Raw genomic sequence first — 24,360 nt, 5'->3', positions numbered from 1 at the left:
CCCATGGCCCGCCCCGTCGCCTTCGTGGACACCTCCGTGCTCTGCAACCTGCTCGCCGTGCCGCACATGGACCAGGACCGGAAGTCCGTCCTTACGGAACTGACCGAGCGGCGCAAGAGCCATGACCTGATCCTGCCGGTGACCGCTGTCATCGAGACCGGCAACCACATCGCCCAGATTGCCGACGGGCGGTTACGTAGGAGCTGCGCCGAGAGGTTCTCGGAAGTGCTGCGCATGGTGGTCGAGCGCAAGGCTCCCTGGAACCTCAACCGCGTCGAATGGGACGAGGTGCACCTGCTCGACCTCATCGGCGGCGCCGGCACCGGTGCCACTCTCGTCGAATTGGCCTCACAGCGCCTCGGCTGCGGCGATGTGAGCATCCTCGCGGAGCGCAACCGCTATCTGGAACGAACCTCCGGCACGACAGCCGAGGTCTGGACTCTCGACGAACAGCTCGCGAGCTATTCCTGACCGGGACCCAGTCGCATCACAGAAAGTCACCGACTGACTCCGCAGATCTGGATACGGTGCCCAGAAGGGTGCTGGATCGAAGGAGAAGGCCATGGGGGAGAGGCTGCGACTCGCCGATGTCGAGCGCATCCCGACTGATCAGCTCGTACCGTTGATCACGGAGAGCTTCGACAACCTTGTTGCCGTGGCCCTCGCGGACGCCACGAGCGGGTTCGTCCCGCAGCGCACCCGTCGGCTGCTGCGCAAGGCCGAATGGCGGGAGGACTGGCAGGACGCCCTGTTCTGCGCGGCCGGGGAACTGCAGGTGGCCACTGAGCGGATGCGTTACACCGGCGATCCTCGCCTGGAGATCACCGAGCACCGCCTGCGTCGCGTTCGTGCTCGCGGCAACGAAGCCAGCGTGCTGGTCAAAAAACTCCGTCGCAACGACTTCCACAACAGCGTGGAACGCAAGAACGGCACGAACTCCCATGTCACCGCTCAGGGTTGGCTCAGGAACGCGTTTCCGGACGAGCACGCGGAGCTTCTTCGGCGAGAGCGCACTCGCTTGAATATGGACGACGGGTACGAGGAGCCCTCCTTCAGCGACGTGCATGAGCAGATCGCATACGCCGTCACCCATGGCCGGATCGTCGCGCCGCGCTCCGGGGAGGTCGAGGCGTTGCTCGCCGCCGACGACATGGCCGTGAGACTCGCGGCGGCCGATGACGCCAAGGATCAAGAGGAGCGCAACCTGGCGCTGCGCCATCCCCTGATGCTGGGCCGGTGGGAGAACGCGCTGCGAGGACTGGCCGACAGCACCGCGGAGCGTGCCCGCGCGGAGTCACCCCACGCGCTCGGATCACTTCCGGACGACTTCTACCGGCTCCCTCACGCGGAAGCGACCGGTGTACTCAATGCCCGGCGTTTCCTTGCTGCCGTCCAGCAGCGACGCCTGGAGTGCAAGCGGTGTCTCCGTCAGGTCAACCAGGTGCTGCGCGAACGGACGCGCGAGAGTCCACACGTGATCGCCGGGGCCGAAGCCAAAGCGGCGGCAAGTCGGCTCCTCGTCGAAGGACATCCGTCCGAGTACGCGTTCATCCGCGCCGAGTTGCGCCCTCACGAGGAGCGGGACGGGTATTTGCCCATGTCGCTCGTCAGCAGCCCCCGACGCGCCGAGATCAAGCGCCGAGTCCTCGCCGCCCTGGCCGACGGCACCTGGACGCGCTCGGTGGTGCTGGAACCGTAGGTGCCCGGCCAGGGCAGTGGAGCGACCCTGCCTTGTGCTTGCCGTGAGTCAGCGCGAGGTGTCGACAATGCCGTCGCGATACTCCTGGAACGCGTGCCAGCCCGAGGGTCCTCCCGGAGTGATCAGTTCTCCGGAGGAGCAGTCCAGCACCTTGCAGTCGAAGGCGTCCGCGAGGCGGAAGACGGAGGGGAGCACGTCGTCGCCGGAGCCGCGGACGTGGAGCATGATCGAGTCCACGGGATCATCCGAGCCGATGCTGAGTTCGATGGACCAGGTGGGTCCGGTGAGGTCGCCCCAGGTGGGATCCGTGAGGTCGGCTGAGGGCTCGGCCCTGCTCACGGCCGCGAGGACCTCGTGGAGTGGGCCGAGTGGGCGCGGGGCGTAGTCGTCGGGTATGTCCTGCGCCGAGGTGATGTCGTCGGGCAGGTTGAGGAGAAGAACGTCCCAGCTCATGTGGCCTTCCTGATGAGGAACGGGCGGTTGCGCTGTCGGTGGGGGTTCAGGTGAGGCTGAGCTGTTCTCCTGGCGGCGAGGGTGCGAGCGTGTTGCGGAGTCGGCCGACGGCCACCCGCCAGGGGGTGCCGTCCGGTCCGTCCCAGAGCTCCAGGAGTTCGGACGGCTCGGTCATGACGCGGTCGAGGGCCTGGAGGGCGAGGGCGCGTAGACCGGTGAGGTCGGGGAGCGGCTCGTCCGGTCCGTAGACGGGGTGCGCGGGCTCGCCGCCGGGGCATTGTGCGGCGACCAGGGCCGCTGCCGCGACGGCTTCGTCGCCGACGCGCGCGTCGAGGAGGTCTACGGTGTCGGCAGCCCGGGTGAGCGTGTCCCGCACCAAGCCCTGACGCTCCTCCGGCGACGCGTCATCGAGGTCGCCGCACCAGTCCGCCGCGGTGTCGTTGTCGAAGGGGCCGACGTCCCAGGTGCCCATGCGTCTCTCCTGATCGTGATCCTGATCGTGATGGCGTCGCGTCCGGGGATCGTGGCAGGCGCCACTGACAACGGCCGCCGAGGGCGACTGCCGAAGGCGACCGGCGAGATCGGGCGTCAAGCCCCGGCCACCCCGTCGGCGCACCCCTCCAACGCACCCCGTTCCCCGGGAAGCCCCCACCCCATTTCCGTGTTCACCTGCACAGAGCCCGGGGCACTGCCTCTGATCGCTCACGGCGAACACCCGGTGGGGAACAATCGAAGACGCCCAAGCATTGAGTCGGCATAGCTCAACTTGACTGCCTAAGGGGAGATCATGGCTTCGACGTCCACACCGCTCACCCTGCCCGTGCTGCCGCTCGACGACGAGGTCGTGCTGCCCGGAATGGTGGTTCCGCTGGACCTGAACGACACCGATGTACGCGCCGCCGTGGAGGCCGCTCAGGCCGCCGCGCGGTCCGAGCCCGGGAAGCCCAAGGTCCTGCTGGTGCCACGCATCGACGGGACTTACGCGAGCACCGGCGTGCTCGGCACCATCGAGCAGGTCGGCCGGCTGGCCGACGGTGACCCGGGTGCACTGATCCGCGGCCGTAGCCGCGTGAAGATCGGGGCCGGGACCACCGGGCCCGGTGCCGCGCTCTGGGTCGAGGGCACCGCGCTCGACGAGAGCCTGCCCGAGCCCTTGCCCGGGTCCGTTGCCGAACTGGTCAAGGAATACAAGGCGTTGGCCACCGCGTGGCTGCGCAAGCGCGGGGCCTGGCAGGTCGTCGACCGCGTGCAGGCCATTGACGATGTGTCCACGCTCGCCGACAACTCCGGTTACTCGCCCTTCCTGACCACCGAACAGAAGATCGAGCTGCTGGAGACCGCCGACCCGGTCGCCCGGCTGAAGCTCGCCACCCAGCACCTGCGCGACCACCTCGCCGAGCAGGACGTTGCCGAGACCATCGCCAAGGACGTGCAGGAAGGCGTCGACAAGCAGCAGCGCGAGTTCCTGCTGCGGCGCCAGCTCGAAGCCGTCCGCAAGGAACTGCGTGAGCTCAACGGCGACACGAGCGACGGCGAGGAGTCCGATGACTACCGCGCCCGCGTCGAGGCCGCCGATCTTCCCGAGAAGGTTCGTGAGGCCGCGCTCAAGGAGGTCGAGAAGCTGGAGCGGTCCTCCGACCAGTCGCCGGAGGGGTCGTGGATCCGGACGTGGCTCGACACCGTTCTTGAACTGCCGTGGAACGAACGGACTCAGGACGAGTACGACATCCAGGGCGCCAAGGCGATCCTCGACGCCGAGCACGCCGGTCTGAACGACGTGAAGGAGCGCATCACCGAGTACCTGGCCGTGCGCAAGCGGCGCGCGGAGCGGGGACTGGGAGTTGTCGGGGGGCGGCGCGGTGGTGCCGTGCTCGCTCTTGTGGGGCCGCCCGGTGTTGGCAAGACCTCCCTCGGGGAATCCGTCGCGCATGCGATGGGGCGGAAGTTCGTCCGGGTCGCGCTCGGTGGCGTGCGGGACGAGGCCGAGATTCGTGGTCACCGGCGTACGTACGTCGGTGCGCTGCCCGGTCGGATTGTGCGTGCCATCAAGGAGGCCGGGTCCATGAACCCGGTGGTCCTGCTGGACGAGATCGACAAGGTGGGGTCCGACTACCGGGGCGACCCGGCGGCCGCGCTCCTCGAAGTGCTCGACCCCGCGCAGAACCACACCTTCCGCGACCACTACCTGGAGGTCGAACTCGACCTGAGCGACGTGGTGTTCCTGGCGACGGCCAACGTGCTCGAAGCCATCCCGGAGGCACTGCTCGACCGTATGGAACTGGTCCGGCTCGACGGTTACACCGAGGACGAGAAGGTCGTCATCGCCCGTGACCACCTGCTCCCGCGTCAGCTGGAGCGGGCGGGGCTCAAGGACGACGAGGTCGTCATCGACGAGAGCGCGCTGCGCAAGCTCGCCGGCGAGTACACGCGTGAGGCGGGCGTCCGCACCCTGGAGCGGTCCGTCGCCCGGCTGCTGCGCAAGATCGCGGCCCAGCACGAACTGGGCCGGCGCGAGCTGCCGTTCACGGTGACCGACGCCGACCTGCGCGCCCTGATCGGACGGCCGCACCACGTGCCCGAGTCCGCCCAGGACCCGGCCGAGCGCCGTACGGCCGTACCCGGTGTCGCCACCGGACTCGCGGTCACCGGCGCGGGCGGTGACGTCCTCTACGTCGAGGCGTCGCTGGCCGACCCGGAGACGGGCGCGGCGGGTCTGACCCTGACCGGTCAGCTGGGTGACGTGATGAAGGAGAGCGCGCAGATCGCCCTGTCCTTCCTCCGCTCGCACGGCGCCGAACTGGAGCTGCCCGTGGGCGACTTGAAGGACCGGGGCGTGCACATCCACTTCCCGGCGGGTTCGGTGCCGAAGGACGGCCCGAGCGCGGGTGTCACGATGACGACGGCCCTGGCGTCGCTGCTCAGCGGCCGCCTGGTCCGCACGGACGTGGCGATGACGGGTGAGGTCTCCCTGACCGGTCGGGTCCTCCCGATCGGCGGCGTGAAGCAGAAGCTGCTCGCCGCGCACCAGGCCGGGGTCACCACCGTCATCATCCCGAAGCGCAACGAGCCCGACCTGGACGACGTCCCGGCCGAGGTCCTGGACAAGCTCGACGTCCACGCGGTGACGGACGTCCGCCAGGTCCTGGAGCTGGCGCTCGCGCCGGCGACGAACGGCGCGACGTCGGAGGTTCCGGTGGCGGCGTGACGGACGCCATCGGATGAGTGAAGGCCCGGGTCTCTTCAAGGGAGGTCCGGGCCTTCGCCGTAGTACGGAGGGCTCGTCAGCCGTTGTACGGAGGGCTCGTCAGCCGTTGGCGAGCGCGACCACCCGGTCCAGCGCGCCGTTGAACTTGTCGTGGTCCCCGACCGTCGTCCCGGACGACGTGTACTGCCACATCGTGTAGAAGCCCCATCCCGCCGGCAGCGTCCCCGGGTCCGAGGCGTACCGCGCGATCCACAGCGGGTTGGCGGACGCGAAGGCGCTGGAGTTGCCCGTGCAGTCGCTCCACCAGCTCGTCGCCGTGTAGATCACCGCGTCGCGGCCGGTGCGGGACTTGTACGTGGAGAGGAAGTCGGCGATCCAACTCACCATCGCCGCGTCCGACTTGCCGTAGCAGGACGCGCCGTACGGGTTCCACTCGATGTCGAGGACACCGGGCAGGGTGCGGCCGTCCTTGGACCAGCCGCCGCCGTGGTCGACGAAGTAGTTGGCCTGGGTGGCGCCGCTCGTCGTGTCCGGGGTCGCGAAGTGGTACGCGCCGCGGATCATGCCGACGCCGTAGGAGCCGTTGTACTGCTGGGCGAAGTACGGGTTCGTGTAGTACGTCCCCTCGGTCGCCTTCGTGTAGGCCCACTTGACCCCGCTGCTCCACAGGGTCGACCAGGCGACGTTGCCCTGGTAGCCGCTGACGTCGACGCCCTCCGTCTGGGTGGCGTCACCGCCGGTCGGGGTGCCGTCCTGGCCGTCGTGCGCGAGGACGCCGATGCCCAGGTAGGCCGAGCCGCGGGCGGGGACCGTGGCGGCGCCGGCCGGGTGGGAGAGGCCCGCCAGCAGGATGCCGGAGAGGGCGAGGGCGAGGGAGAGGTACCGCAGGCGTGGTGTTCGGGGTCTGTGCACAGGCATGGGCGCGGGCATGGCGTGCCTCCGAGGGCGCGGTGGGGCGCGGTGGGGGAGTGGGGGAAGGAGCGGTGATGATGGCGTGGCCATGCCAGTCGTTGCCTGGTAAGGAAGCTACGCACCGACGAGACCGCCTGGGAAGGGGGTCTCGACGCTGCCGTTGGTCTAGCCCTGCGAAATACTGGCGGAGCTGCGGCGATGACGGTGTTTGGCGGAAACTTTCACGAGCGGGAAAGCGGACCAATGGGTGCTGACGTGCACAAGGGTGAGGACAGGAACGGCGGCGGGCTTCCCGTGGACGGCGGCGGCCTCTCCGGAGAGGGCGGCGCGCCGCCCGTGGGCCCCGACGGACTCGCTGTCGACCACGAATACCTGTCCCTGGAGCGCGAGTTGACGTTCCTCTTCCGGCGGGCCCGGGCCAACCAGGGTGAGATGGCCCGCGAGGTCCACCCCGACCTGGAGTCCGCCGCGTACGGCCTGCTGGTCCGGCTGGAGGAGTACGGACGCCAGCGGGCCACCGAACTGGCCGCCTACATCGGCGTCGGCAAGGCCACGATGTCCCGCCAGCTGCGCGCCCTGGAGGACCTGGGGCTGATCGCCCGCGAGCCCGACCCGGCGGACGGCCGCGCCTGGCTGGTCGACCTCACCGACGAGGGCCGCCGCCGCGTCGCCCACGTCCGCGAGGCCCGGCGGGCGCGCTACGTCACCCAGCTCTCCCACTGGGACCGCCGCGAGGTCGCCGAACTGGCCCGCCTGATCCACCAGTTGAACGGGGTCATGGAGAAGTGACACCGGGGTGGCGGCCGTTCGGGGTTCGAGGTGCGGGGGAGAAGTGACACCGCCGTTGGAGGCCTAGGCGCCGCCGGTCACAGCTCGGCGTACACGACCGTCGCGTCGTCGTGCGTTTTGCTCCGGCGCAGATACGTCCGCTCCTCCGCGTCGGCCCGCTCCAGCGCCCGGACCCGGCCGATCAACTCCGCCGCCCCCTCCTTCCGTACGAGAGCGAAGCAGTCCGTCCAGTCGCCCTGGTCGAACTTCTCCACCCAGCGCGTCGCCCCGTCCGTCAGGGCGACGAGGGTGCGGACGTCGGCGCGGGGGAGTGAGCCCGTCACCGCCCGGGCCGCGACCGAGGGATCGGCGGCGGCCGTGAAGAAGCCGCCCTCCTTGTTACGGAGCGTGGTGTCGATCATGGCGTCCGTCGCGAGAGCGGAGCGGGGGAGGCGGGAGAGGCGGTCGTCCAGGACGACGGTCACCTCGCCGGCCGGTGATTCGGCCAGCAGGGCCGAGTCCGAGAGGACCAGGTATTCGACGTCCTGGGGGGACCAGCGGGCCAGCACCACCGTTGCCTGTGGGGTGCGTGGGTGAGAAAGGTCACAGGTGGTGGCGTGGGCCTCAGCTGTTCGGAGGATCGCCCGGGAGAGAATCTCCGGCAGGCTCAGATCCCGGTAGGAAACGGTCAGTTCGGTCAGTGCGCCACCCAGGCGCGCGGTGTACCAGGGGACCGAATGCAGACAGCCCGTCTCGCCCTTCGGCGGGGTGACTCCGTCCAGGACGATCAGCGAACCGCCCTGTCCCGAGGCCGGAAGGCCGACGCTCGCGAAGTCCTCGTTGGGGCGGTCCGGGTCGCCGGGTTCCGACACAAGTTCCGTACGCATACGGCCAGTCTGCACGACCTCTTCACAGGCTCCGCAAAAGCTTGGCACTCATGGTCGAATAGCCGCAGGAGTGCAGGTCAGACGCCTGGTTTGGGCTGGAATGGATCACTCCGGGAATACGTGGCGGCGAATCCTGCCAAAGCCCGCCGCTCACGTCCAACCGGCGCGGCGCCCAGGCCCCTTGGGGCGGCCGCCGGAACTTGCCCGCCAACTCCCGTCCGGGGTTCACTCCTTCGGGTGGCGGGCCGGACGATGCGCGACCACTGCCTACCGGCACTGGGAGGGTCGCCGTACCGGGATGACGGAGCGTCACCCGGGCCCATGGGTATCACGAGTCAGGAATGCGAGCACCGGTGCAGAACAAGCGGCCGCGGCGCACAGGCAAGCAGACGGCCCCTCAGGGGGGCGCCACCGGTGCCGCCGTGCCCGACCCCGCGGGCAAGGGACGCCGTACCCACGTCCGCAACCGGCTGATCATCGCGGTGGCCGTCGTGGCCGCCGCCATCGCCGCGGCCGGTGTGCCCTCCCTCATCACCGCCTCGGGTCAACTGAGCGACTCCCAGGACCTGGTGACGCTCGCCGGACAGACCCAGGACGCGCTGTCGCTGGCCCACTCCCTCGCCGACGAGCGGGACGCGGTCACCTCGTACATCGCCGCCGGACGCCCCAAGTCCCAGGCCCCCGACGAGGACCACAGCGCCCGCGTCGACCGCCAGGTCGACGAACTCCGCGCCGACACCGACATCTCCGCCGCGCTCCGCTCGGACCTCGACGACGTCGCCGCCGTACGACGGGCCGCGCTCACCGGTCAGAGCAGCGCGCTGGAGGCGCATGTCGCGTACTCCGGTGCCATCACCGAACTGCACCGGCTGGCCGAGGAGTTGGCGGAGAAGATGCCGCCGCGCGCCGGTTCCGGCGCCTACGCGCTCGCCGAGCTCGACGCCGCCGTCCAACAGGCCGCCGCCGCACGGGGACTGCTCCTCGCCGCCCTGAACGTGCCGACGACCACCGAGACGGTCATCAGCCCCATCACCGGTCTCTCCGTCACCGAGACCACCTCAACCAAGGCCCAGAGCAAGCAGCGCGACGCCCTCAGCGCCGCCGCCCAGCAGGCCCGGCTGCGCTCCGACGCGGCCCTCGCGGACTTCCGCGACAGCGCGACGAAGGACGCCGTCGAGGGCTACGACTCCACGGTCACCGGGTCCGAGGTCAACTCCGCCGAGAAGTACCTGGCCTCCCTCACAGCCCAACCCACCCTCTCCGACAGCCAGTTGGACACCAGCACGAAGAAGCTCGACGCGGCGCTGTCCGCCCGCGTCGACCTGATGCGCGGCGAGGAGTCCGCGCTCTACGTGGACCGCGCCAAGGACCTGGCCCAGCTCCGCGACGACGACGTCAAGGCGCTGGAACTGCGCATCGCGATCCTCGGCGCCCTCATGCTGCTCGCCGTAGGCATCGCGACGGCCATGGCCCGGACCCTCACCCGCCCGCTCTCCGTCCTGCGCCGCGGCTCGACGCGGCTGGCCGAGGCGGAGGACCCGGCGGCCGAGGAGCCCATCAAGTTCACCGGCCGCAACGACGAGTTCGCCCAGGTCGTCCGCTCGGTCAACGCCCTGCACGCGCACGCCGCCGCCCTCCACGAGCGCATCGCCACCCTGGAGGCCGACCGCAAGCACCTCGTCGGCCAGCGCCAGAAGATGGCCGACGCCCGTGAGGAACTCCGCGCTGAAGTCACCGACTCCGCAACGCAGTTGGAGCGCCTGCGCACCAGCATCGGCGGCACCTTCGTCAACCTCGCGCTGCGCACCCTGGGCCTCGTCGAGCGTCAACTCGCCGTCATCGAGGGCCTGGAGGAGCGCGAGCAGGACCCCGACCGCCTCTCCACCCTCTTCAAGCTCGACCACTTCGCCACGGTCATGCGCCGCCACAGCGAGAACCTCCTCGTCCTCGCCGGCACCGAACACGTCCAACAGCACGCGGGACCCGTCCCGTTGGTCGACGTGGTCCGCGCGGCGGTCAGCGAGATCGAGCGCTACGACCGCGTCCGCATCTCGGCACTGCCCCCGCACGCGCACGTGGCGGGCTTCGCGGCGGACGACCTGAGCCACCTCCTGGCCGAACTGATGGAGAACGCCACGTCGTTCTCCCCGCCGGACGCCCCCGTCGAGATCTCCGGCTGGCTCCTGGAGAACGGCGAGGTCATGCTCTCCGTCCAGGACGAGGGCATCGGCATGACCGACGACCGCATGACCCGCCTCAACCACCGCCTCACCGAGTTCGACCCGGACTCCCCCTACGACCAGGAGGGCGAGGAGGGCCTGGGCCTGGGCCTGTACGTAGTGGCCCGCCTGGCCCACCGCCACGGCGTCCGCGTCCAACTCCGCGACCAGAAACAGGGCGGCATCGCGGCGGTGGTGGTCCTTCCCAGCCCCCTCCTGACCCCGGCCCCCACGACGGCGGTCCCGTCCTCCACCCCGGCCCTCGGCGACACCCACTCCTACTCCCTCCCCGGCGCCTCCGCAGAGGTCAACTCCAACATCCTGCACGGCCGTTCGGAACACACGGACCCGCTGGTGGCGCTGGCGGAGAAGGCGGTACGGGAGACTCCGTCGGAGACATCGGTGCAGGCTCCGGTGAGAAATCCAGTGGGGAATCCGGTGGGAAATCCGGTGGAGATCCCGGCGGAGTCTCCTGCGGAGATGACGATGGAACTCCTGCTCCCGCTGACGCCGGAGGACCGAGCCGCCCCGGACGAACGGTCGGCCGCCGACGGCGAGTTCGCCCCACAGGGGCCACCCGCACCCGACAACGATGGCGCCACGGGCGGTGCGGGTGGGAACAAATTTACGGCTGAAGGCGAAGCCGAAGCCGTAGAACACGAACGAGCCCAGGACGAGGACCGCGTCACCGACAAGGGCCTCCCCAAACGCACCCCCAAGCTCACCCAACCCGCCCAAGCCCCGCGCCAGCGGACCGGCACGGTCGACGCGGACGCCCTGCGCCGCAGACTGGGCGGCTTCCGCGCGGGCGCCTCCGCGGGCTACAAGGACGTAGAAGCGGAAATCGCCGAAAAGACCGGCCAGAACCCGGTCCCGGCACCGCGAAGCGCACCCGCACGATCCGAAGAACCCACGGGGGGCACCGTCGAGGAGGCAAGCAGTTGACCGCGCCCAGTACCTTCGGACTGAGCAGTGAAGCCCGCAACCTGCACTGGCTGCTGAGCAACCTCGTCGAGGAGGTGCCCGGCATCCAGTCGGTCGCGGTCGTCTCCTCCGACGGCCTGCTGCTCCTCTCCTCCGATCCGGGAAGGAACACGGAGGCCAGAGAGGCCCTCGAAGCCAAGCGCAAGGGCCCGCGAGGCTCCGCCGCGGACCTCGCCACCATCGTCTCCGGCATCGGCAGCCTCACCATCGGCGCCGCGAAGCTGATGGACTCAGGACCGGTGAAGCACACCATGGTCGCGATGGAGGAGGGCAGCCTCTTCGTGATGTCGATCAGCGACGGTTCGCTGCTCGGCGTACACGGCTCCGCGGACTGCGACATGAGCGTCGTGGCGTACCACATGGCACTCTTCGTCGGCCGCGCCGGCCACGTCCTGACGCCCGAACTCCGCAGCGAGCTACGGAAATCCCTCGAAGACGCGACCTCGGGGAGTGCGCGATGAGCGGCGGTACGCCCAACAAACTCCCGGTGCGCGGCGGCGACCGCAAACCCGCCCGGGTACGCCCCTACTCGCTCACCGGCGGCCGTACCCGATTCGGCCATGTCCTCCTCGTGGAGACCTTCGTCGCGGCGCTCGAAGCCCCGGAGGAGCGCAAGGAGTTGACGAACGGTTCCCTCAACACCCGGGTGATGCCGGAGATGCGGGCCATCGTCGAACTCTGCCGCCGTATGCGCACGGTGGCCGAGATCGCCGCGCTGCTGAAGATGCCGCTCGGTGTGGTCCGCGTGCTCCTGAGCGATCTCGCGGACCAGGGAAAGATCCGTGTGTACGGAACCGGAACCGCTCACGGTACGGGCCGTCCTGACCGCGCTCTGCTGGAAAAGGTGCTGAGTGGACTCCGCCGTCTCTGACGCCGCCGCCTACGGCGTCTCCCCGCTCCTCGACGACGAGCAGCGACCGCGCAACGACGAGAAGCAACTCCTCGACGACGAGGAGCAGTTGCGGCCCTGGCAGCAGGACCGCACGCGCGCGCCCGTCGCCGCGAAGATCGTGGTGGCCGGCGGTTTCGGCGTCGGCAAGACCACCATGGTCGGCGCCGTCTCCGAGATCCAGCCCCTCCAGACGGAGGCGCTGATGACCGAGGCCAGCGAGGACACCGACGACCTCACGGCCACCCCGAGCAAGATGACGACCACGGTCGCCATGGACTACGGCCGCCTCACGCTCGACGACGACCTGGTGCTCTATCTGTTCGGTACGCCGGGACAGCAGCGCTTCTGGTTCATGTGGGACGACTTGGTACGCGGCGCGATCGGCGCGGTCGTCCTGGCCGACACCCGCCGCCTGAAGGACTGTTTCCCCGCGCTGGACTACTTCGAGAGCTGCGGGGTGCCGTACGTCGTCGGGGTCAACCACTTCGTCGGCAGCGAGCGGTTCGATCCGGAGGACGTGCGGGAGGCGCTGACGATCCCCGCGCACGTGCCTGTCATGATCATGGATGCGCGGCGGCGGATTTCGGCCATCGAGACCCTGCTCGCGCTCGTCGGCCACGCGCTGGACGTCACCCCCGAGTAGTTCCCGAGCAGCAGTCCCCGAGCCGTCGCGACCAAGGAGCCACCACCCGTATGCGGAAGATACTCGTCGTAGGAGCCGGTCAGGCCGGTCTCCAACTCGCCCTCGGCCTCCAGTCGCACGGGTACGAGGTCACCCTGATGTCCAACCGGACGGCGGACGAGATCCGCTCCGGGCGGGTCATGTCGACGCAGTGCATGTTCCACACGGCACTGCAGCACGAGCGCGATCTCCAGCTGAACTTCTGGGAGTCCCAGGCCCCGAAGATCGAAGGACTCGGCGTCTCGGTCGCCGCCCCCGGCTCGCACGACCCGGGGCCGACACAGCGCGCGATCGACTGGGTGGGCAAGCTCGACGGGTACGCGCAGTCGGTCGACCAGCGGGTCAAGATGGCCGGCTGGATGGAGACGTTCGCCCAGCGCGGCGGCCAACTGGTCATCCACGGCGCGGCAGTCGGCGACCTCGACTACTTCTCCCGTACGTACGACCTCGTGCTGGTGTCGGCGGGCAAGGGCGAGCTGGTCTCGATGTTCGCCCGCGACCCGGAGCGGTCCCCGTACACCGAGCCGCAGCGCGCGCTGGCGGTCTCCTACGTCCACGGTCTCGGCCCGCGTCCGGAGCACCCGGACTACGACGCGGTCCGCTGCAACCTGGTGCCGGGCGTGGGCGAGTTGTTCGTCATGCCGACGCTCACCACGTCCGGGCGCGCGGACATCCTGTTCTGGGAGGGCATACCCGGCGGCCCGTTGGACGTCTTCAACGGCATCAAGGACCCGGCCCAACACCTCTCCCTGACCCTGGAACTCATGGAGAAGTTCACGCCGTGGGAGTACGAGCGGGCGCGGAACGTCGAACTCACGGACGCCGGCGGCACGTTGGCCGGCCGCTACGCCCCCACCGTCCGCAACCCCGTTGGCCAACTCCCCGGTGGTGGCCTGGTGTTGGGCGTCGCGGACGTCGTCGTCGCGAACGACCCGATCACCGGCCAGGGGTCCAACTCAGCGTCCAAGTGCGCGGCTTCCTACCTCGCGTCGATTCTTGAGCACGGGGAGAAGGAGTTCGACGGGGACTGGATGACGGCGACGTTCGAGCGGTACTGGGACACGGCGCAGCATGTCACCAAGTGGACGAACGCGATGTTGTCTCCGCCGCCGGAGCACATTCTCAACCTCATAGGTGCGGCTGGGCAGTTGCCGCCGGTGGCGGATCGGTTCGCCAACGGGTTTGATGACCCGGCTGATTTTGAGAACTTCTTCTATGAGCCGGAGAAGACGGGGGCGTACCTGGCTTCTGTGACGGCCTAGGCTGCGGGTTTCGTCGTGGCTGGTCGCGCAGTTCCCCGCGCCCCTTCAGGCAAAGAATCTGGACGAACTGCTCCAAGGATGGGGTAGGACGCCACAGGTGACACCTGGACCTTCTCGCCTGTGCGGGGGGCTTGAACCACCTGGCCCGCGCCCAGGTACAACGCCACGTGTGTGGCCTCGGGGAAGTAGATGACCAGGTCGCCCGGGCGTAGTTCGCTGAGCGGGATTCTCGGCAGCTGCGCCCACTGCTCTTCACTCGTCCTCGGGATCGGGGTGCCCGCGTGACTCCATGCCTCCGACGTCAGGCCTGAGCAGTCGTAGGTCTTCGGGCCCTCCGCTCCCCACTCGTACGGCTTGCCGATCTGCTGGACGGCGTAACGCAACGCCCGGTCGCCCTCTCGGGAGGGTTCGCGGGTGTCGTCGCCCAGGGCGCCCGAAGTGACCAGCTTCTGCTGGGACTTGTCGATGTCGGTCTTCTCGAAGGCTGCCAGGGCGGTGAGTTGGTCGGGGGTGAGGGAGGTCAGGAGCTTCTCCACGTCGGCGAGGCGTTTGCGGACGTCGTCCTGGGCCTTCTTCTCGCGGGTGGCCAGGGTGAGTTGGGTGTCCAGGGCCTTGCGGGCCGCGCGGGCCAGGCCGTCGCTCTTCTTCTCGCTGCCGACCAGCCGGCCGATCGTCTCGGCGCGCTCCCGCGCCAACTGGCCGATGACATGGCCCTCGTCGAGCGCGTGCTGGGGATCGCGGGCGAGGAGCAGTCGTACGTAGGGGGAGATGGCGGTGCTGTTCTGGTACTGCTCGCGGGCCAGGCGTCCTGCGGTGCCCCGGCTGTCGTGGAGGGAGAGGCGGGCGCGGGAGAGTTCGGAGTCGAGCCGGTCGACCTCGGCGCGCTGCTTCTTCAGCTTCTCCTCGGTGGCGTTGTACGTCTCCGTGGCCTGTTCGGCGTCCTGGTAGAGGGTCTGAAGGTCCGTCAGGAGTTCGGCCACGGGACGTTGTCCGGGTGCCTGGGGTTCGGGTACGGCCGCGGCGGGCAGCGGTGCGAGGACGGTGCCGGCCGCCACCGTTGCCGTACAGACCAGACGCAGAAGCCTTCCTGACACGTCATCACCTCCGGTGCGCGGCGGGCCTTCCGCCCCGCACCGTGAGCATCAGCCGGGGGCGGCGGGTCCGCGCGCCGGGTGTGCGCGGTTCGGCGTAACTCGGTCACCCGTGGGTGTCGTCCGGCTTGCCGCCCGGCGTGGCGTCTGGTGCGGAGTCGGGCTTGGACCATGGCCACTTGAGTCCGCTGCCGCGCTTGCCTTCCGGGTCGTACTCGTACTTCCAGCCCTTCGGCAGGCCGAGGCGTTTGCTGTGGGCGCGGGGGACCCTGCGGTACACGAGGACCGTGGGCGGGCCGCCGGCGTCGTCGGGGACCGGGATGCGGTACGTCTTCGGCGGGGTTCCGGTCGGGCCGAGCAGGATGGGCAGGGAACGCCCGTCCATCGGGCCGCCCTCGAACGGGGTCTCTTCGCTCTTCACGCCACCAGTGTCAGCCATCCGCCGCGAGGCCCCGGACCAGCGCGGCGGTCTGCGGGTCCCGCCGCGCCGTCACCGACAGCACCGCCCCGAACTGCTCGACCAGCCAGTCCCGCAACTCGTCGAGCGGCGGCTGCTTGTCCTCGTCGAGCCAGATGAGCGACGCGGCTTCCACGGCCGTGATCCACATCCGTACGGTCATGCGCAGGCGGGGGCCGGGGTCGGTGACCCCGAGGTGGCTGAGGATGTGCAGGGCGGCGGCCCTGCGGACGCCGTCCACGATGGCTGTCGTACGAGACGTCTCTACGACGCTGCCGCCCTGGAGCAGCGCGCTGAAACCGGCGTCGTGCTGGTCGACGAAGCCGAGGTAGCGGTCCAGGGCGCGGGCGAGGCGGGGGAGGAGCGGGCCTTCGCGGGGTTCGTCGAAACACTGCTGGAGTTCGTCGGCGGCGGACCTGAGCGCGGCTTCGTAGAGCTGCTGCTTGCCGCCCGGGAAGTACCGGTACACCAGGGGGCGTGAGACCCCGGCCGCCTCCGCCACGTCGTCGAGGGAGATCTCCTCGGGGGCGCGGTGCGCGAAGAGGGTGAGGGCGGCTTCGAGGAGTTGGCTGCGCCGCTCCTCGACGCCCAGTCGACGGTATGCGGGGGTGGTAGGGGGCATGGGGGCAGGGTAGTCGGGCGGGTGCGGGCGCGTTGTGGCTGGTCGCGCCCACGCGGCGGAGCCGCATATCGACACAGCCCCGCGCCCCAAAAAGATGCCCCTGTTGCAGCGGGCCTGTCTTTAAGGGGCGCGGGGAACTGCGCGACCAGCCCCCACCGGGCCGCACTCTGAAATCAAGCCAGCAGCCCCGAGGCCTTCCACAGCCGTCGCCCGACACCCCGCAGCACACCAATGTCGTCAAGGAAGTCCGTCAGCTTCTTCGAACCCGTCTGCATGACCTCCCGCCGATGCCCACTCGCCCGCACCTGCGCCACCGCCTCAGCCCGGTCAAGCCCCACGTTCGTGTACACCTCGGGATTGACGAACGCGATGGAGAAGATCCGAGCGAACTCCCCGGACGTGACCCGCGTGAACTCCTGCGACCACCGCGGCGCGGTGATCATCTGCCGCCGCAACTCCTCCCGGGCGTACCGGACATGACGCGCCTCCTCGACGACATGGATACGGGTCACACCACGGACCAACGGCTGCACCCGCTCATCCGGAAACGTCAACCTCTGCATCCAGTCGAGGACTTCCTCCCCGAGCAACGTCGCCGTGAACGAACCAGGCGTCGTGGAGATGGTCTTGAAGAGCCGCCCCAGGTTCTGATGGGCCCGGCTCACCGGATACCAGGGAGTCTCGCCCCGCGATATCAACCGCGCGAACATCTTCGAGTGCCGGCACTCGTCCTCGATCTCGGTGAGGGCGTAACGGACATGCGCACTCGTCGCCGCCTTGTCGTAGATGTGTCGGACGAGCAGTTGCATCAGGATCAGCTCGAACCAGATACCCAGCGAAGCGAGCGCCGCGGCCTCGTGCTGGGAGAGCAGGATCCGCTGTTCCTCACCCATCCGTTTCCACAGCGGCGTGCCGTACAGCGACACCAACTCCGGCGGCCAGAACCACTTCCCGTCCTCGAAGGGCGCGTCCCAGTCGAGTTCCTTGTCGGGATCGAAGGAGTGCCTGGCGGAGGACGCGAGCAACCGCTCGGCGACCTGCTCCCGGTCCTTGAGCAGGCCGAGGGCATCCCGCAGCCCGTCGACCGCGTCGGCTTCGGTCAGGGTCGTCATGGTTCTCCCACCTCGCGGATCAGGGTGTTACCCGGGGTCACATCCTCCGATGTCTTATGAGACTGCTTGTCAGCAAGCTCGTCAATCCCTCGGGCGGGACTTAAATCCCTCGGGCGGGACTTATTGGCCGAGCGTCCGTGATCCACTCCCCTGTACGGTGCTGGCGTGTCCATGCCTCCTTCACCCGCGCAGCCGTCACCGCCCTGGCAGCCCTCACCGCCGCCCTCCCCGCTGCGGCGCCGCACCCAAATCGCCCTGCGCATCCTGAGCGTGGTGCTGGGGCTCGACTTCGTGGTCAACGTGGCGATCGTGCAGGTCCGGGAGGCGACCGCGGCTGAACTCCCCACGGCGGAGTACGAGTTGACCCTCCCCGGGACACTGCTCGACGGCCGCTACCGACTCGCGCGCGACCTCACGAGCACCCTCGGCCGAGAGGTGGAGGAAAAGCTGTCCCACAGCCGGAACTCCAGGGTCACCCATGCCGTCGTCGCCCGCTACGGCCTCCACGGTGACGCCGGCAAGGGCGTGTTGGTGATCTCCGGCTTCTACGGCCGGCTCAGGAACACCGGCGCGATCCGCGCGGGCGCGCTGAAGGGCTTCGGGGCCACCGCCGGCAAGATGGTGACTGTTCCACCGAAGGACGTCACCCCGGCCGGCGCGGGTACCAGGATCAGCTGCGAGATCGTCACCGACAGCTTGGCCGGCCCGATGTACACCTACCCGGTGTGCACCTGGGCGGACGGCAACACGTCGGCCCTGGTCGCCGAGATGACCTTCAGCGGGGCCACCCCGGACCTGGACCTGAAGGCGGCCGCCGGAAGGGCGCTCCGCGTGCGCTCGGAGGTGCGCACGCGGATCACGTAGCCGGACGGTCCGCTAGACCGAACAGCCCAGCCCCTCAGGGATGTTGACCGGTCCCGTCGGCTCCGCCCCCTGTGCCGGGAACGACGTCCGGAGCGTGAACGCGTACGGCGTCGGCCCGTGTGTCCGTAGATGCAGCAGCCGGTCTTCCGCCTCCGCCACCGTGGGGCGGTGGCCCGTCGGCACCCACCACAGGACCGCCATCGCCTCCCGCACCCGCTCGAACCACTCGCGGCGGCGGGCCAGCAACTCCCGGTGTTGGCCCTGGTACATGAACGTGGTGAGGGCGTCCGTGTCGCGCCACACCGACATGTTGATGATCAGCCAGTCGTCGCCGAGGACCGGGACGTCGGTCGCGTTGCCGGAGTCGGACTGGAGGCGCCAGACGAAGCCCTCGGCGGCGTCGGAGGTGGCGTTCACGGGGTCGAGGGCGGCCACGAAGTCCGTCAACTCCGGGGAATCCAAAGGGAACTTGAGGCGGCCGATGTTGGCCTGGGCGAGTTCGTACGCGGCGGGTGTTGTTAAGGGGTGACTGGTCATGACCGAACGGTAGGTCGGTTCGTGCCGGCCTCGGTACCCCCGTCTCAGAGACCGAGCACCGCCTCCATCACCGCCTTGGCGATCGGCGCCGCGTCCCCGCCCCCGCTGATGTCCGACCGGTCCGCCGACGCGTCCTCCACCACCACCGCGACCGCCACCTTCGGCTCCATGTCCCGCTCGCCCTGCGCCCAGGACACGAACCAGGCATACGGCGTACCGGAGTTGCCGATGCCGTGCTGTGCGGTACCGGTCTTGCCGCCGACGGTCGCGCCGGGGATCGCCGCGTTCGTGCCGGTGCCTTCCGTGACCACGTCCTCCATGAGTTCCTTCATCTGTACGGCAGTTGCGGGGTGCATGGCCTGGCGGACCGGGCGCGAGCCGTTCGTCGACACCGTCTCGCCGCCCCGCCGCGTCGTCCGTTCCACCAGGTACGGCTGCCGCACCTGCCCGCCGTTCGCGACCGCCGCCGCGACCATCGCCATCTGCAACGGCGTGGCCCGCGTGTTGTACTGACCGATCGACGACAGGGCCAACTGGGCTTTGTCCAACGTCGTGTCGAAGGTGCTGGGAGAGACCGAGAAGGGGATCCGCACCCCGGTGTCGTTGAAGCCGAACGCCTCCGCCGTGGTGCTCATGTCCCGCACGCCGACATCGACGCCCAGCTTCGCGAACACCGTGTTGCACGACCACTCGAAGGCGGAGCGGAGCGGTGCGTCCACGCAGCCGTCGCCCTCGTTCGTGAGGGTCGTCGTCGTGCCCGGAAGGGTGTACGGGTCGGGGGAGTTGGTCGCCGCGTCCAGGTCCGTCACCACACCGGCGTCGAGCGCGGCCGCCGCCGTGACCACCTTGAACGTCGAACCCGGCGGATAGGTCTGCCGTACCGCCCGGTTGAGCATCGGCTTGTCCGGGTCGGCGTTCAGGCGGGCCCAACTGCGGTTCGCGGAAGGGCCGTTGCCCGACAGGGTGCCGGGGTCGTAGGACGGGGTCGAGACGAGTGCGAGGACGCGGCCGGTGGACGGTTCGATCGCGGCGACCGCGCCCGTGCGGGTGCCGAGTCCGTCGTAAGCCGCCTTCTGTGCGGCCGGGTCAAGGGTGGTGACCACGTTGCCGCCGGGGTTCTGGGCGCGGGTGAGGTCGTTCCACAGGGGGAAGGGGGAGAGCATCGGATCGGTGCCGGAGAGGATGCCGTCCTCGGAGTGCTCCAGGAACGTCGTGCCGTACTCCTGCGAGGCGAAGCCGGTGACCGGCGCGTACAACGGGCCGTTCCTGTACGTCCGTTCGTAGCGGAGCTGCTCGCCGGAGTCGCGGGAGCCGGTGATCGGCTTGCCGCCGACGAGGATGCGGCCCCTCGGCTGGTCGTAACGGGCAATGGTGTGGCGCCGGTTGGCGATGTTGTCGTCGTAGGAGCGGGACTCGAAGATCTGGACGCGGGTGGCGTTCACCAGCAGGGCCAGCAGGAGCAGGGTGCAGAAGGCCGCGGCGAGGCGGATGTGGCGGGTCATGGCGTCGGTCATGCGGCCACCTCGATGTCGTACTGACGGCGGGAGGAGTCGCTCAGCCGGATCAGCAGGGCCACGATCGCCCAGTTGGTGACGACCGAGGAGCCGCCCTGTGCGAGGAACGGCATCGCCATGCCGGTCAGCGGGATCAGGCCGGTCACCCCGCCCGCGATCACGAACACCTGGAGCGCGACGATCGACGCGAGCCCGACCGCGAGCAGCCGCCCGAAGGGGTCGCGCAGCGCCAGGCCCGCCCGGTAGCCGCGCTCCACGAGAAGGCCGTAGAGGATGAAGATCGCGGAGAGGCCGGACAGGCCCAGTTCCTCGCCCGCCGTGGCCAGGATGAAGTCCGACTTCGCGGCGAAGCCGATCAGGATGGAGTGGCCGAGGCCCAGGCCCGTGCCGAGCATGCCGCCGGCCGCGAACGCGAAGAGGGACTGGGCGAGTTGGTTCGGTCCCTGGCCCGCGTCGATCGACGCGAAGGGGTGCAGCCAGTCCTGGACCCGGCTGTGGACGTGCGGTTCGAGCCAGCCGACGGCGACCGCGCCGAGGGCCGCGAGCAGCAGGCCGACCGCGATCCAGCCGGTGCGGCCGGTCGCGACGTAGAGGAGGGTCACGAACAGGCCGAAGAAGAGGAGCGAGGTGCCGAGATCGCGTTCCATGACCAGGACGCCGACGCTCAGCAGCCAGATCGCGACGATCGGGCCGAGCACGCGGCCGGTGGGGAGTTGGAGACGCCAGACGCGGCGGCCGGCGTAGGCGAGCGCGTTGCGGTTGGCCGCGAGGTACGCGGCGAAGAAGACCGCCAGCAGCACCTTCGCGAACTCGCCCGGTTGGATGGAGAATCCGGCGATCCGGATCCAGATCCGGGCCCCGTTCACGGCGGGGAAGAGGACGGGGAGGGTGAGGAGGACGAGGGCGGCGGCCACGCAGACGTAGGCGTAACGCTGGAGGACGCGATGGTCGCGGAGGGCCAGGACCACGACGATGAAGAGGCCCACGCCCAGAGTCGACCACACGAGTTGAGTGGGCGCGGCGCGGTCGCCTGGGGTCTCCAGATCGAGCCGGTAGATGAGCACCAGCCCGAGCCCGTTGAGGAGCACCCCGATCGGGAGGAGGAGCGGGTCGGCGTACGGGGCCCGCAGGCGTACCGCGATGTGCGCGAGGAGGGCGAGCACGCCGAGCCCGGCGCCGTAGCCGGCGGCGCCGGGCGGGACCGTGCCGTTCTTGGCGAGACCGACAGCGCAGTAGCCGTACACGGAGAGGAGTACGGCTACGACGATGAGGGTGAGTTCGATGCCACGGCGCCGGGGGAGGCGTACAGCGGGTGTGGGAAGGTCCGCCGTGACGGTGGTTCCGGCGTTGGTCATGTCCGGAACTTACCCAAATGGTGCGGGTTGTGTGCCTTGGGCGGTGAGTGTGTCTCGCCCGTCAGCACCAGCGGGGCGCGGGCCCGATGTTGTCGATGTAGCGCGCCGAACCCCAGGCCCAGGTGCCGTCCGTGAGGAGGTACCAGAGCGGGTTGCCCTGGACGTTCGAGCCGCCGGTCTTGCAGAAGATCGAGACGCGCTCACCGCGGTAGGCGTACCGGATGATCCTGCTGCCGCGGTCCGGGCGGGACCGCAGGGCGAGTTGACCGGCGGTGACGACACCCCGGTAGAGGCGCGGGTTGTCGTGGTCTCCGTGGTCGCCCTGGTGGTCGTAGTCGCCACGACCACCGAAGTCGTCGTCACCCTGCTGATTCCACCCACCGTCGTCCTGCCGGCTGACGCCCGGGTCTTCGTCGCCCCACTCGTCGTCGGCCACGGCGGGAGTAACAGCGGCAACGGTGACGAGCGCACCGGCGGCGACCGCTATACCGAGTCGCCGGAGGGAGAGGCTGAGGGACATGGGGGTACCTCCAGGAATGGGGCGAACTTGACTTATCGCCACATTAGGAGGAGGAGAGACCCCTCGCTCGTCACACTGGTCCACACGAGCGGGGTCCATCGGAGGGGCGGCCCTTGTGAACGCGGCCCACACGAGCGCGCCCTGAAGGGGCGCGGGGAACTGCGCGACCAGCCACATACGGCCGGCAGCCAACGAATCACCTGCAGCCCCGAGCTCTCCACCTATCCGAGCGTCAACGTCGCAAGCGCCCCACCACCATCACCGGCGTCCACATTCGAGAACTCCAGCCGCGCACCAAGCACCTCGGCCTGCCCCAACGCGATGGTCAACCCCAGCCCATGCCCCGTAGCCCCACCCTCCGTACGAAACCGCTGAGGCCCATGCTCGACCAGGTACTCCGGATACCCGTCCCCGTGATCCCGCACCGTCACGACCGCCCCGTCAACGGTCACCACAACCGCCCCCCGCCCATGCCGATGCCCATTGGCAACAAGATTCCCCAGCACCCGTTCCAGCCGCCGCCGATCCGTCTCCACCCACGCATCCCGCACGACAACGACCTCGGTATCGGTCCCGGACGCCCGCACGACCCGCCCGGCCACCGCCCCCAACTGCTCGGTGTCCAGCTCCAGTTTCTCCCGCCGGGTATCGAGCCGAGAGATCTCCAACAGGTCCTCGGTGAGCGTGCGCAACGCGGCGACCCGATCCCGCACCAGCTCCGTCGGCCGTCCCGGAGGCAACAGTTCCGCAGCCGCATGCAACCCGGTCAACGGCGTACGCAACTCGTGCGCCACATCCGCCGTGAACCGCTGCTCACTCAACAACTTCCCCTGCAACGAGGACGCCATCGTGTCCAGCGCGGCGGCCACCGCGGCCACCTCGTCCTGAGGCAGGTTCGCGTCCTTCGTCCGCGGATCGTCCACCCGCGCGTCCAGATCCCCCGCACTGATCCGCCGAGCGACCTGCGCCGTCCCGTGCAACCGCCGCGTCACCCGGGTCACCGCGAACGCCCCGACCAGCAGCGTCGCCCCGATCGCCAGCGCCGAGGACCAGACGATGGCCCGGTCAAGGCCGGCGATGGTGCTCGCGCCCTGCGAGTAGTCGACGGCCACGGCGAGCACCCGGTCGCCGGACGCCGGCCCCGCCGCCCACATCGTGGGGCGCCCCCAGCGTTTGCCGACCATCGAACCGCGTTCGCCGTCCGCGGCCAGTCGCCGCAGCGGAACCGGCAGATCCTCGGGATCGACGCCGGCGCCGTGCACGAGCGAGTCCCCGGCCTCGTACTGCGTTGTCGCCTCCTTCAGCCGCGACAGCGCGAGCGTGCGGGCCTGGCCGACGGTCTGATCGGTCACCGAGACATGCACGAGGACGCCGAGCAGCGCGGCCAGCGCGCAGCACATCACGGTGATGAACACGGCTGCCTTGAAGGCGAGGGTCCCGGCCCACCGGGGCAACGCGAGCCTCATCACGGGGTCGCCGAGGGGGCCGTAGGGGAGACGGGAGAACCAGGAGCGGCGGGGGTGGCCCGGCGGACCCCGTGTTTACGGCTGCCCGTGCGCAGGAACTCGTCGTGGGTCAGCAGCATCGCCTTCTGGTCCGCGTCCCAGGTCCACTGCACGCGGTACTCGTACCCCGCGAGCTCCGAAGGCGACCGGATGATCACGGAATGCCCGGCCAGTTCGACCCCGCTCACCGCGTCGTCGTTGGACATGACCTGCACGAGCTTGTGCTTCTCGACGGTGTAGACGCGGACGGCGGTCATCTTGGTGGGGAGCAGCCGGAACCCCAGCGTGAGGTCGTCGTGTCCGTCGCCGGTGAGGTCGCGGTAGTAGGGCGTGAGGACGGGACAAGCGCTGCGGTCCCCACCTTTCTCGCAGTCGGCGATGCGCTCGGCGGTCCCTCGATACGGCGCCTTGGAGCCGTCGTAGTCGCTCGGGTTCGCGGCGATCTCTGCGCGCACGACGGCGATCGGGTCCACCTTGTGGATGTCGTCGCCGGGGACGGTGATGCCCTTCACGGTCTCCGTGTCCGCCTCGTCGAAGTCGTAGGCGGGGGAGGAGGCGGGCGACAGATTCGGCCAAAGCTTGGCGGGGCTGGTCGCCGTCGGGGTCGCCCCCGCACCGCGCAGCGCGCCGGTGTCACCGCAGGCCACGGCGGTCGCGAGGAGCAGGGCGACGGCGGCGGTGACGCGGGCGGCGCGGGCCGCGCGCACGGGACGGCCGGGGCGACTGGGGGGCACTGCTCTCCTGCGGGGCGCTGGTGTGGGACCCGTACACCCTATTCGTAGGGAAGTCCTTTTTGTTCATGTGTGCGGTCGGGTTGAGG

The 24,360-nt window shown here is 69.6% G+C and carries 24 protein-coding genes; 10 read left to right on the top strand and 14 right to left on the bottom strand.

Annotated features, from left to right (window positions below; all coding sequences use genetic code 11):
- Positions 1 to 3 precede the first annotated feature (3 nt).
- Together ACIBK4_RS03265 and ACIBK4_RS03260 are read left to right on the top strand one after the other, a co-directional pair.
- The gene (locus ACIBK4_RS03265; RefSeq protein ID WP_398991597.1) at positions 4 to 471 is read left to right on the top strand and encodes a hypothetical protein; all 468 of its coding nucleotides are present in this window, start codon (positions 4 to 6) and stop codon (positions 469 to 471) included.
- 91 nt (positions 472 to 562) lie between these two features.
- Entirely contained in the window at positions 563 to 1,699 is a 1,137-nt protein-coding gene (locus tag ACIBK4_RS03260; RefSeq protein WP_398991596.1) for a hypothetical protein, read from the top strand.
- Between the two features lie 48 nt (positions 1,700 to 1,747).
- On the opposite strand, the gene ACIBK4_RS03255 is transcribed toward ACIBK4_RS03260, so the two are convergent.
- Both ACIBK4_RS03255 and ACIBK4_RS03250 read right to left on the bottom strand, forming a co-directional pair.
- Positions 1,748 to 2,152 carry a hypothetical protein gene (locus ACIBK4_RS03255; RefSeq protein ID WP_398991594.1) on the bottom strand — a complete coding sequence of 135 codons (405 nt, stop codon included), beginning with the start codon at positions 2,150 to 2,152 and terminating at the stop codon, positions 1,748 to 1,750.
- Between the two features lie 46 nt (positions 2,153 to 2,198).
- Positions 2,199 to 2,624, bottom strand: coding sequence for a DUF4259 domain-containing protein (locus tag ACIBK4_RS03250; RefSeq protein WP_398991592.1), 426 nt, complete (start codon positions 2,622 to 2,624; stop codon positions 2,199 to 2,201).
- Between the two features lie 315 nt (positions 2,625 to 2,939).
- Between ACIBK4_RS03250 and lon the strand changes: the two genes are divergently transcribed.
- Entirely contained in the window at positions 2,940 to 5,357 is a 2,418-nt protein-coding gene (lon, locus tag ACIBK4_RS03245; protein ID WP_398991590.1) for an endopeptidase La, read from the top strand.
- Between the two features lie 99 nt (positions 5,358 to 5,456).
- On the opposite strand, the gene ACIBK4_RS03240 is transcribed toward lon, so the two are convergent.
- Positions 5,457 to 6,275, bottom strand: coding sequence for a lysozyme (locus tag ACIBK4_RS03240; protein ID WP_398991588.1), 819 nt, complete (start codon positions 6,273 to 6,275; stop codon positions 5,457 to 5,459).
- A gap of 237 nt (positions 6,276 to 6,512) precedes the next feature.
- Here ACIBK4_RS03240 and ACIBK4_RS03235 point away from each other — a divergent pair, with 237 nt between their 5' ends.
- Positions 6,513 to 7,058 (top strand): MarR family winged helix-turn-helix transcriptional regulator, encoded by a 546-nt coding sequence (locus tag ACIBK4_RS03235; protein WP_398991586.1) that lies wholly within the window; start codon positions 6,513 to 6,515, stop codon positions 7,056 to 7,058.
- Positions 7,059 to 7,135: 77 nt separating this feature from the next.
- Here ACIBK4_RS03235 and ACIBK4_RS03230 read toward each other — a convergent pair whose 3' ends face one another.
- A complete protein-coding gene (locus ACIBK4_RS03230; protein WP_398991584.1) occupies positions 7,136 to 7,924 on the bottom strand; it encodes a protein phosphatase 2C domain-containing protein in 789 nt (262 codons plus the stop codon).
- A gap of 353 nt (positions 7,925 to 8,277) precedes the next feature.
- Between ACIBK4_RS03230 and ACIBK4_RS03225 the strand changes: the two genes are divergently transcribed.
- Genes ACIBK4_RS03225 through ACIBK4_RS03205 form a run of 5 tightly spaced genes read left to right on the top strand, consistent with a single transcriptional unit; the run spans position 8,278 to position 13,963 of the window.
- Complete coding sequence (locus tag ACIBK4_RS03225; protein ID WP_398992930.1) at positions 8,278 to 11,088, top strand: nitrate- and nitrite sensing domain-containing protein; 2,811 nt, start codon at positions 8,278 to 8,280, stop codon at positions 11,086 to 11,088.
- Positions 11,085 to 11,588, top strand: a complete 504-nt coding sequence (locus tag ACIBK4_RS03220) for a roadblock/LC7 domain-containing protein (RefSeq protein WP_366433911.1) — start codon at positions 11,085 to 11,087, stop codon at positions 11,586 to 11,588. The genes ACIBK4_RS03225 and ACIBK4_RS03220 overlap by 4 nt, the downstream gene beginning before the upstream one ends.
- Positions 11,585 to 11,998, top strand: coding sequence for a DUF742 domain-containing protein (locus ACIBK4_RS03215; protein ID WP_366433912.1), 414 nt, complete (start codon positions 11,585 to 11,587; stop codon positions 11,996 to 11,998). The genes ACIBK4_RS03220 and ACIBK4_RS03215 overlap by 4 nt, the downstream gene beginning before the upstream one ends.
- On the top strand, positions 11,979 to 12,662 hold the full coding sequence (locus ACIBK4_RS03210; RefSeq protein ID WP_398991581.1) for a GTP-binding protein: 684 nt from the start codon (positions 11,979 to 11,981) through the stop codon (positions 12,660 to 12,662). Before ACIBK4_RS03215 ends, ACIBK4_RS03210 begins: the two co-directional genes overlap by 20 nt.
- Positions 12,663 to 12,712: 50 nt before the next feature.
- Positions 12,713 to 13,963, top strand: a complete 1,251-nt coding sequence (locus ACIBK4_RS03205; RefSeq protein WP_398991579.1) for a styrene monooxygenase/indole monooxygenase family protein — start codon at positions 12,713 to 12,715, stop codon at positions 13,961 to 13,963.
- On the opposite strand, the gene ACIBK4_RS03200 is transcribed toward ACIBK4_RS03205, so the two are convergent.
- From ACIBK4_RS03200 to ACIBK4_RS03185, 4 genes are all read right to left on the bottom strand, one after another.
- Positions 13,960 to 15,057 (bottom strand): NlpC/P60 family protein, encoded by a 1,098-nt coding sequence (locus ACIBK4_RS03200; RefSeq protein ID WP_398991577.1) that lies wholly within the window; start codon positions 15,055 to 15,057, stop codon positions 13,960 to 13,962. The genes ACIBK4_RS03205 and ACIBK4_RS03200 overlap by 4 nt on opposite strands.
- A gap of 103 nt (positions 15,058 to 15,160) precedes the next feature.
- The gene (locus tag ACIBK4_RS03195; protein ID WP_398991576.1) at positions 15,161 to 15,475 is read right to left on the bottom strand and encodes a hypothetical protein; all 315 of its coding nucleotides are present in this window, start codon (positions 15,473 to 15,475) and stop codon (positions 15,161 to 15,163) included.
- A gap of 10 nt (positions 15,476 to 15,485) precedes the next feature.
- Positions 15,486 to 16,133, bottom strand: coding sequence for a TetR/AcrR family transcriptional regulator (locus ACIBK4_RS03190; protein ID WP_398991574.1), 648 nt, complete (start codon positions 16,131 to 16,133; stop codon positions 15,486 to 15,488).
- Positions 16,134 to 16,306: 173 nt separating this feature from the next.
- Positions 16,307 to 17,245 (bottom strand): diiron oxygenase, encoded by a 939-nt coding sequence (locus ACIBK4_RS03185; RefSeq protein ID WP_398991572.1) that lies wholly within the window; start codon positions 17,243 to 17,245, stop codon positions 16,307 to 16,309.
- 165 nt (positions 17,246 to 17,410) lie between these two features.
- Here ACIBK4_RS03185 and ACIBK4_RS03180 point away from each other — a divergent pair, with 165 nt between their 5' ends.
- Positions 17,411 to 18,109: a hypothetical protein gene (locus ACIBK4_RS03180; RefSeq protein ID WP_398991570.1), complete on the top strand. Its 699-nt coding sequence runs from the start codon at positions 17,411 to 17,413 to the stop codon at positions 18,107 to 18,109.
- Positions 18,110 to 18,121: 12 nt separating this feature from the next.
- On the opposite strand, the gene ACIBK4_RS03175 is transcribed toward ACIBK4_RS03180, so the two are convergent.
- The 6 genes from ACIBK4_RS03175 to ACIBK4_RS03150 form a co-directional block, all read right to left on the bottom strand.
- On the bottom strand, positions 18,122 to 18,646 hold the full coding sequence (locus ACIBK4_RS03175; RefSeq protein WP_398991568.1) for a DUF3291 domain-containing protein: 525 nt from the start codon (positions 18,644 to 18,646) through the stop codon (positions 18,122 to 18,124).
- A gap of 44 nt (positions 18,647 to 18,690) precedes the next feature.
- Positions 18,691 to 20,148 (bottom strand): penicillin-binding transpeptidase domain-containing protein, encoded by a 1,458-nt coding sequence (locus ACIBK4_RS03170; protein ID WP_398992928.1) that lies wholly within the window; start codon positions 20,146 to 20,148, stop codon positions 18,691 to 18,693.
- 8 nt (positions 20,149 to 20,156) lie between these two features.
- A complete protein-coding gene (locus ACIBK4_RS03165) occupies positions 20,157 to 21,515 on the bottom strand; it encodes an FtsW/RodA/SpoVE family cell cycle protein (RefSeq protein WP_398991566.1) in 1,359 nt (452 codons plus the stop codon).
- Positions 21,516 to 21,576: 61 nt separating this feature from the next.
- Positions 21,577 to 22,035 (bottom strand): SH3 domain-containing protein, encoded by a 459-nt coding sequence (locus tag ACIBK4_RS03160; RefSeq protein WP_398991564.1) that lies wholly within the window; start codon positions 22,033 to 22,035, stop codon positions 21,577 to 21,579.
- A 221-nt stretch (positions 22,036 to 22,256) separates the two neighbouring features.
- Positions 22,257 to 23,501: an ATP-binding protein gene (locus ACIBK4_RS03155; RefSeq protein ID WP_398991562.1), complete on the bottom strand. Its 1,245-nt coding sequence runs from the start codon at positions 23,499 to 23,501 to the stop codon at positions 22,257 to 22,259.
- Complete coding sequence (locus ACIBK4_RS03150; protein WP_398991560.1) at positions 23,501 to 24,274, bottom strand: hypothetical protein; 774 nt, start codon at positions 24,272 to 24,274, stop codon at positions 23,501 to 23,503. The genes ACIBK4_RS03155 and ACIBK4_RS03150 overlap by 1 nt, the downstream gene beginning before the upstream one ends.
- Between the last annotated feature and the right edge of the window lie 86 nt (positions 24,275 to 24,360).

Origin of the sequence: Streptomyces sp. NPDC050528 (assembly GCF_044457795.1) — a bacterium.
Taxonomy (GTDB): Bacteria; Actinomycetota; Actinomycetes; order Streptomycetales; family Streptomycetaceae; genus Streptomyces.
Note: the sequence above shows the minus strand (reverse complement) of the source record. Positions and strands in the feature narration are given on the sequence as shown.

Excerpts from the sequence above, each read along its gene's own strand:
- ACIBK4_RS03265 (WP_398991597.1), top strand. The coding sequence starts at position 4 with ATGGCCCGCCCCGTCGCCTTCGTGGACACCTCCGTGCTCTGCAACCTG.
- ACIBK4_RS03260 (WP_398991596.1), top strand. The coding sequence starts at position 563 with ATGGGGGAGAGGCTGCGACTCGCCGATGTCGAGCGCATCCCGACTGAT.
- ACIBK4_RS03255 (WP_398991594.1), bottom strand. The coding sequence starts at position 2,152 with ATGAGCTGGGACGTTCTTCTCCTCAACCTGCCCGACGACATCACCTCG.
- ACIBK4_RS03250 (WP_398991592.1), bottom strand. The coding sequence starts at position 2,624 with ATGGGCACCTGGGACGTCGGCCCCTTCGACAACGACACCGCGGCGGAC.
- lon (WP_398991590.1), top strand. The coding sequence starts at position 2,940 with ATGGCTTCGACGTCCACACCGCTCACCCTGCCCGTGCTGCCGCTCGAC.
- ACIBK4_RS03240 (WP_398991588.1), bottom strand. The coding sequence starts at position 6,275 with ATGCCTGTGCACAGACCCCGAACACCACGCCTGCGGTACCTCTCCCTC.
- ACIBK4_RS03235 (WP_398991586.1), top strand. The coding sequence starts at position 6,513 with ATGGGTGCTGACGTGCACAAGGGTGAGGACAGGAACGGCGGCGGGCTT.
- ACIBK4_RS03230 (WP_398991584.1), bottom strand. The coding sequence starts at position 7,924 with ATGCGTACGGAACTTGTGTCGGAACCCGGCGACCCGGACCGCCCCAAC.
- ACIBK4_RS03215 (WP_366433912.1), top strand. The coding sequence starts at position 11,585 with ATGAGCGGCGGTACGCCCAACAAACTCCCGGTGCGCGGCGGCGACCGC.
- ACIBK4_RS03205 (WP_398991579.1), top strand. The coding sequence starts at position 12,713 with ATGCGGAAGATACTCGTCGTAGGAGCCGGTCAGGCCGGTCTCCAACTC.
- ACIBK4_RS03190 (WP_398991574.1), bottom strand. The coding sequence starts at position 16,133 with ATGCCCCCTACCACCCCCGCATACCGTCGACTGGGCGTCGAGGAGCGG.
- ACIBK4_RS03185 (WP_398991572.1), bottom strand. The coding sequence starts at position 17,245 with ATGACGACCCTGACCGAAGCCGACGCGGTCGACGGGCTGCGGGATGCC.
- ACIBK4_RS03175 (WP_398991568.1), bottom strand. The coding sequence starts at position 18,646 with ATGACCAGTCACCCCTTAACAACACCCGCCGCGTACGAACTCGCCCAG.
- ACIBK4_RS03170 (WP_398992928.1), bottom strand. The coding sequence starts at position 20,148 with ATGACCCGCCACATCCGCCTCGCCGCGGCCTTCTGCACCCTGCTCCTG.
- ACIBK4_RS03165 (WP_398991566.1), bottom strand. The coding sequence starts at position 21,515 with ATGACCAACGCCGGAACCACCGTCACGGCGGACCTTCCCACACCCGCT.
- ACIBK4_RS03160 (WP_398991564.1), bottom strand. The coding sequence starts at position 22,035 with ATGTCCCTCAGCCTCTCCCTCCGGCGACTCGGTATAGCGGTCGCCGCC.
- ACIBK4_RS03155 (WP_398991562.1), bottom strand. The coding sequence starts at position 23,501 with ATGAGGCTCGCGTTGCCCCGGTGGGCCGGGACCCTCGCCTTCAAGGCA.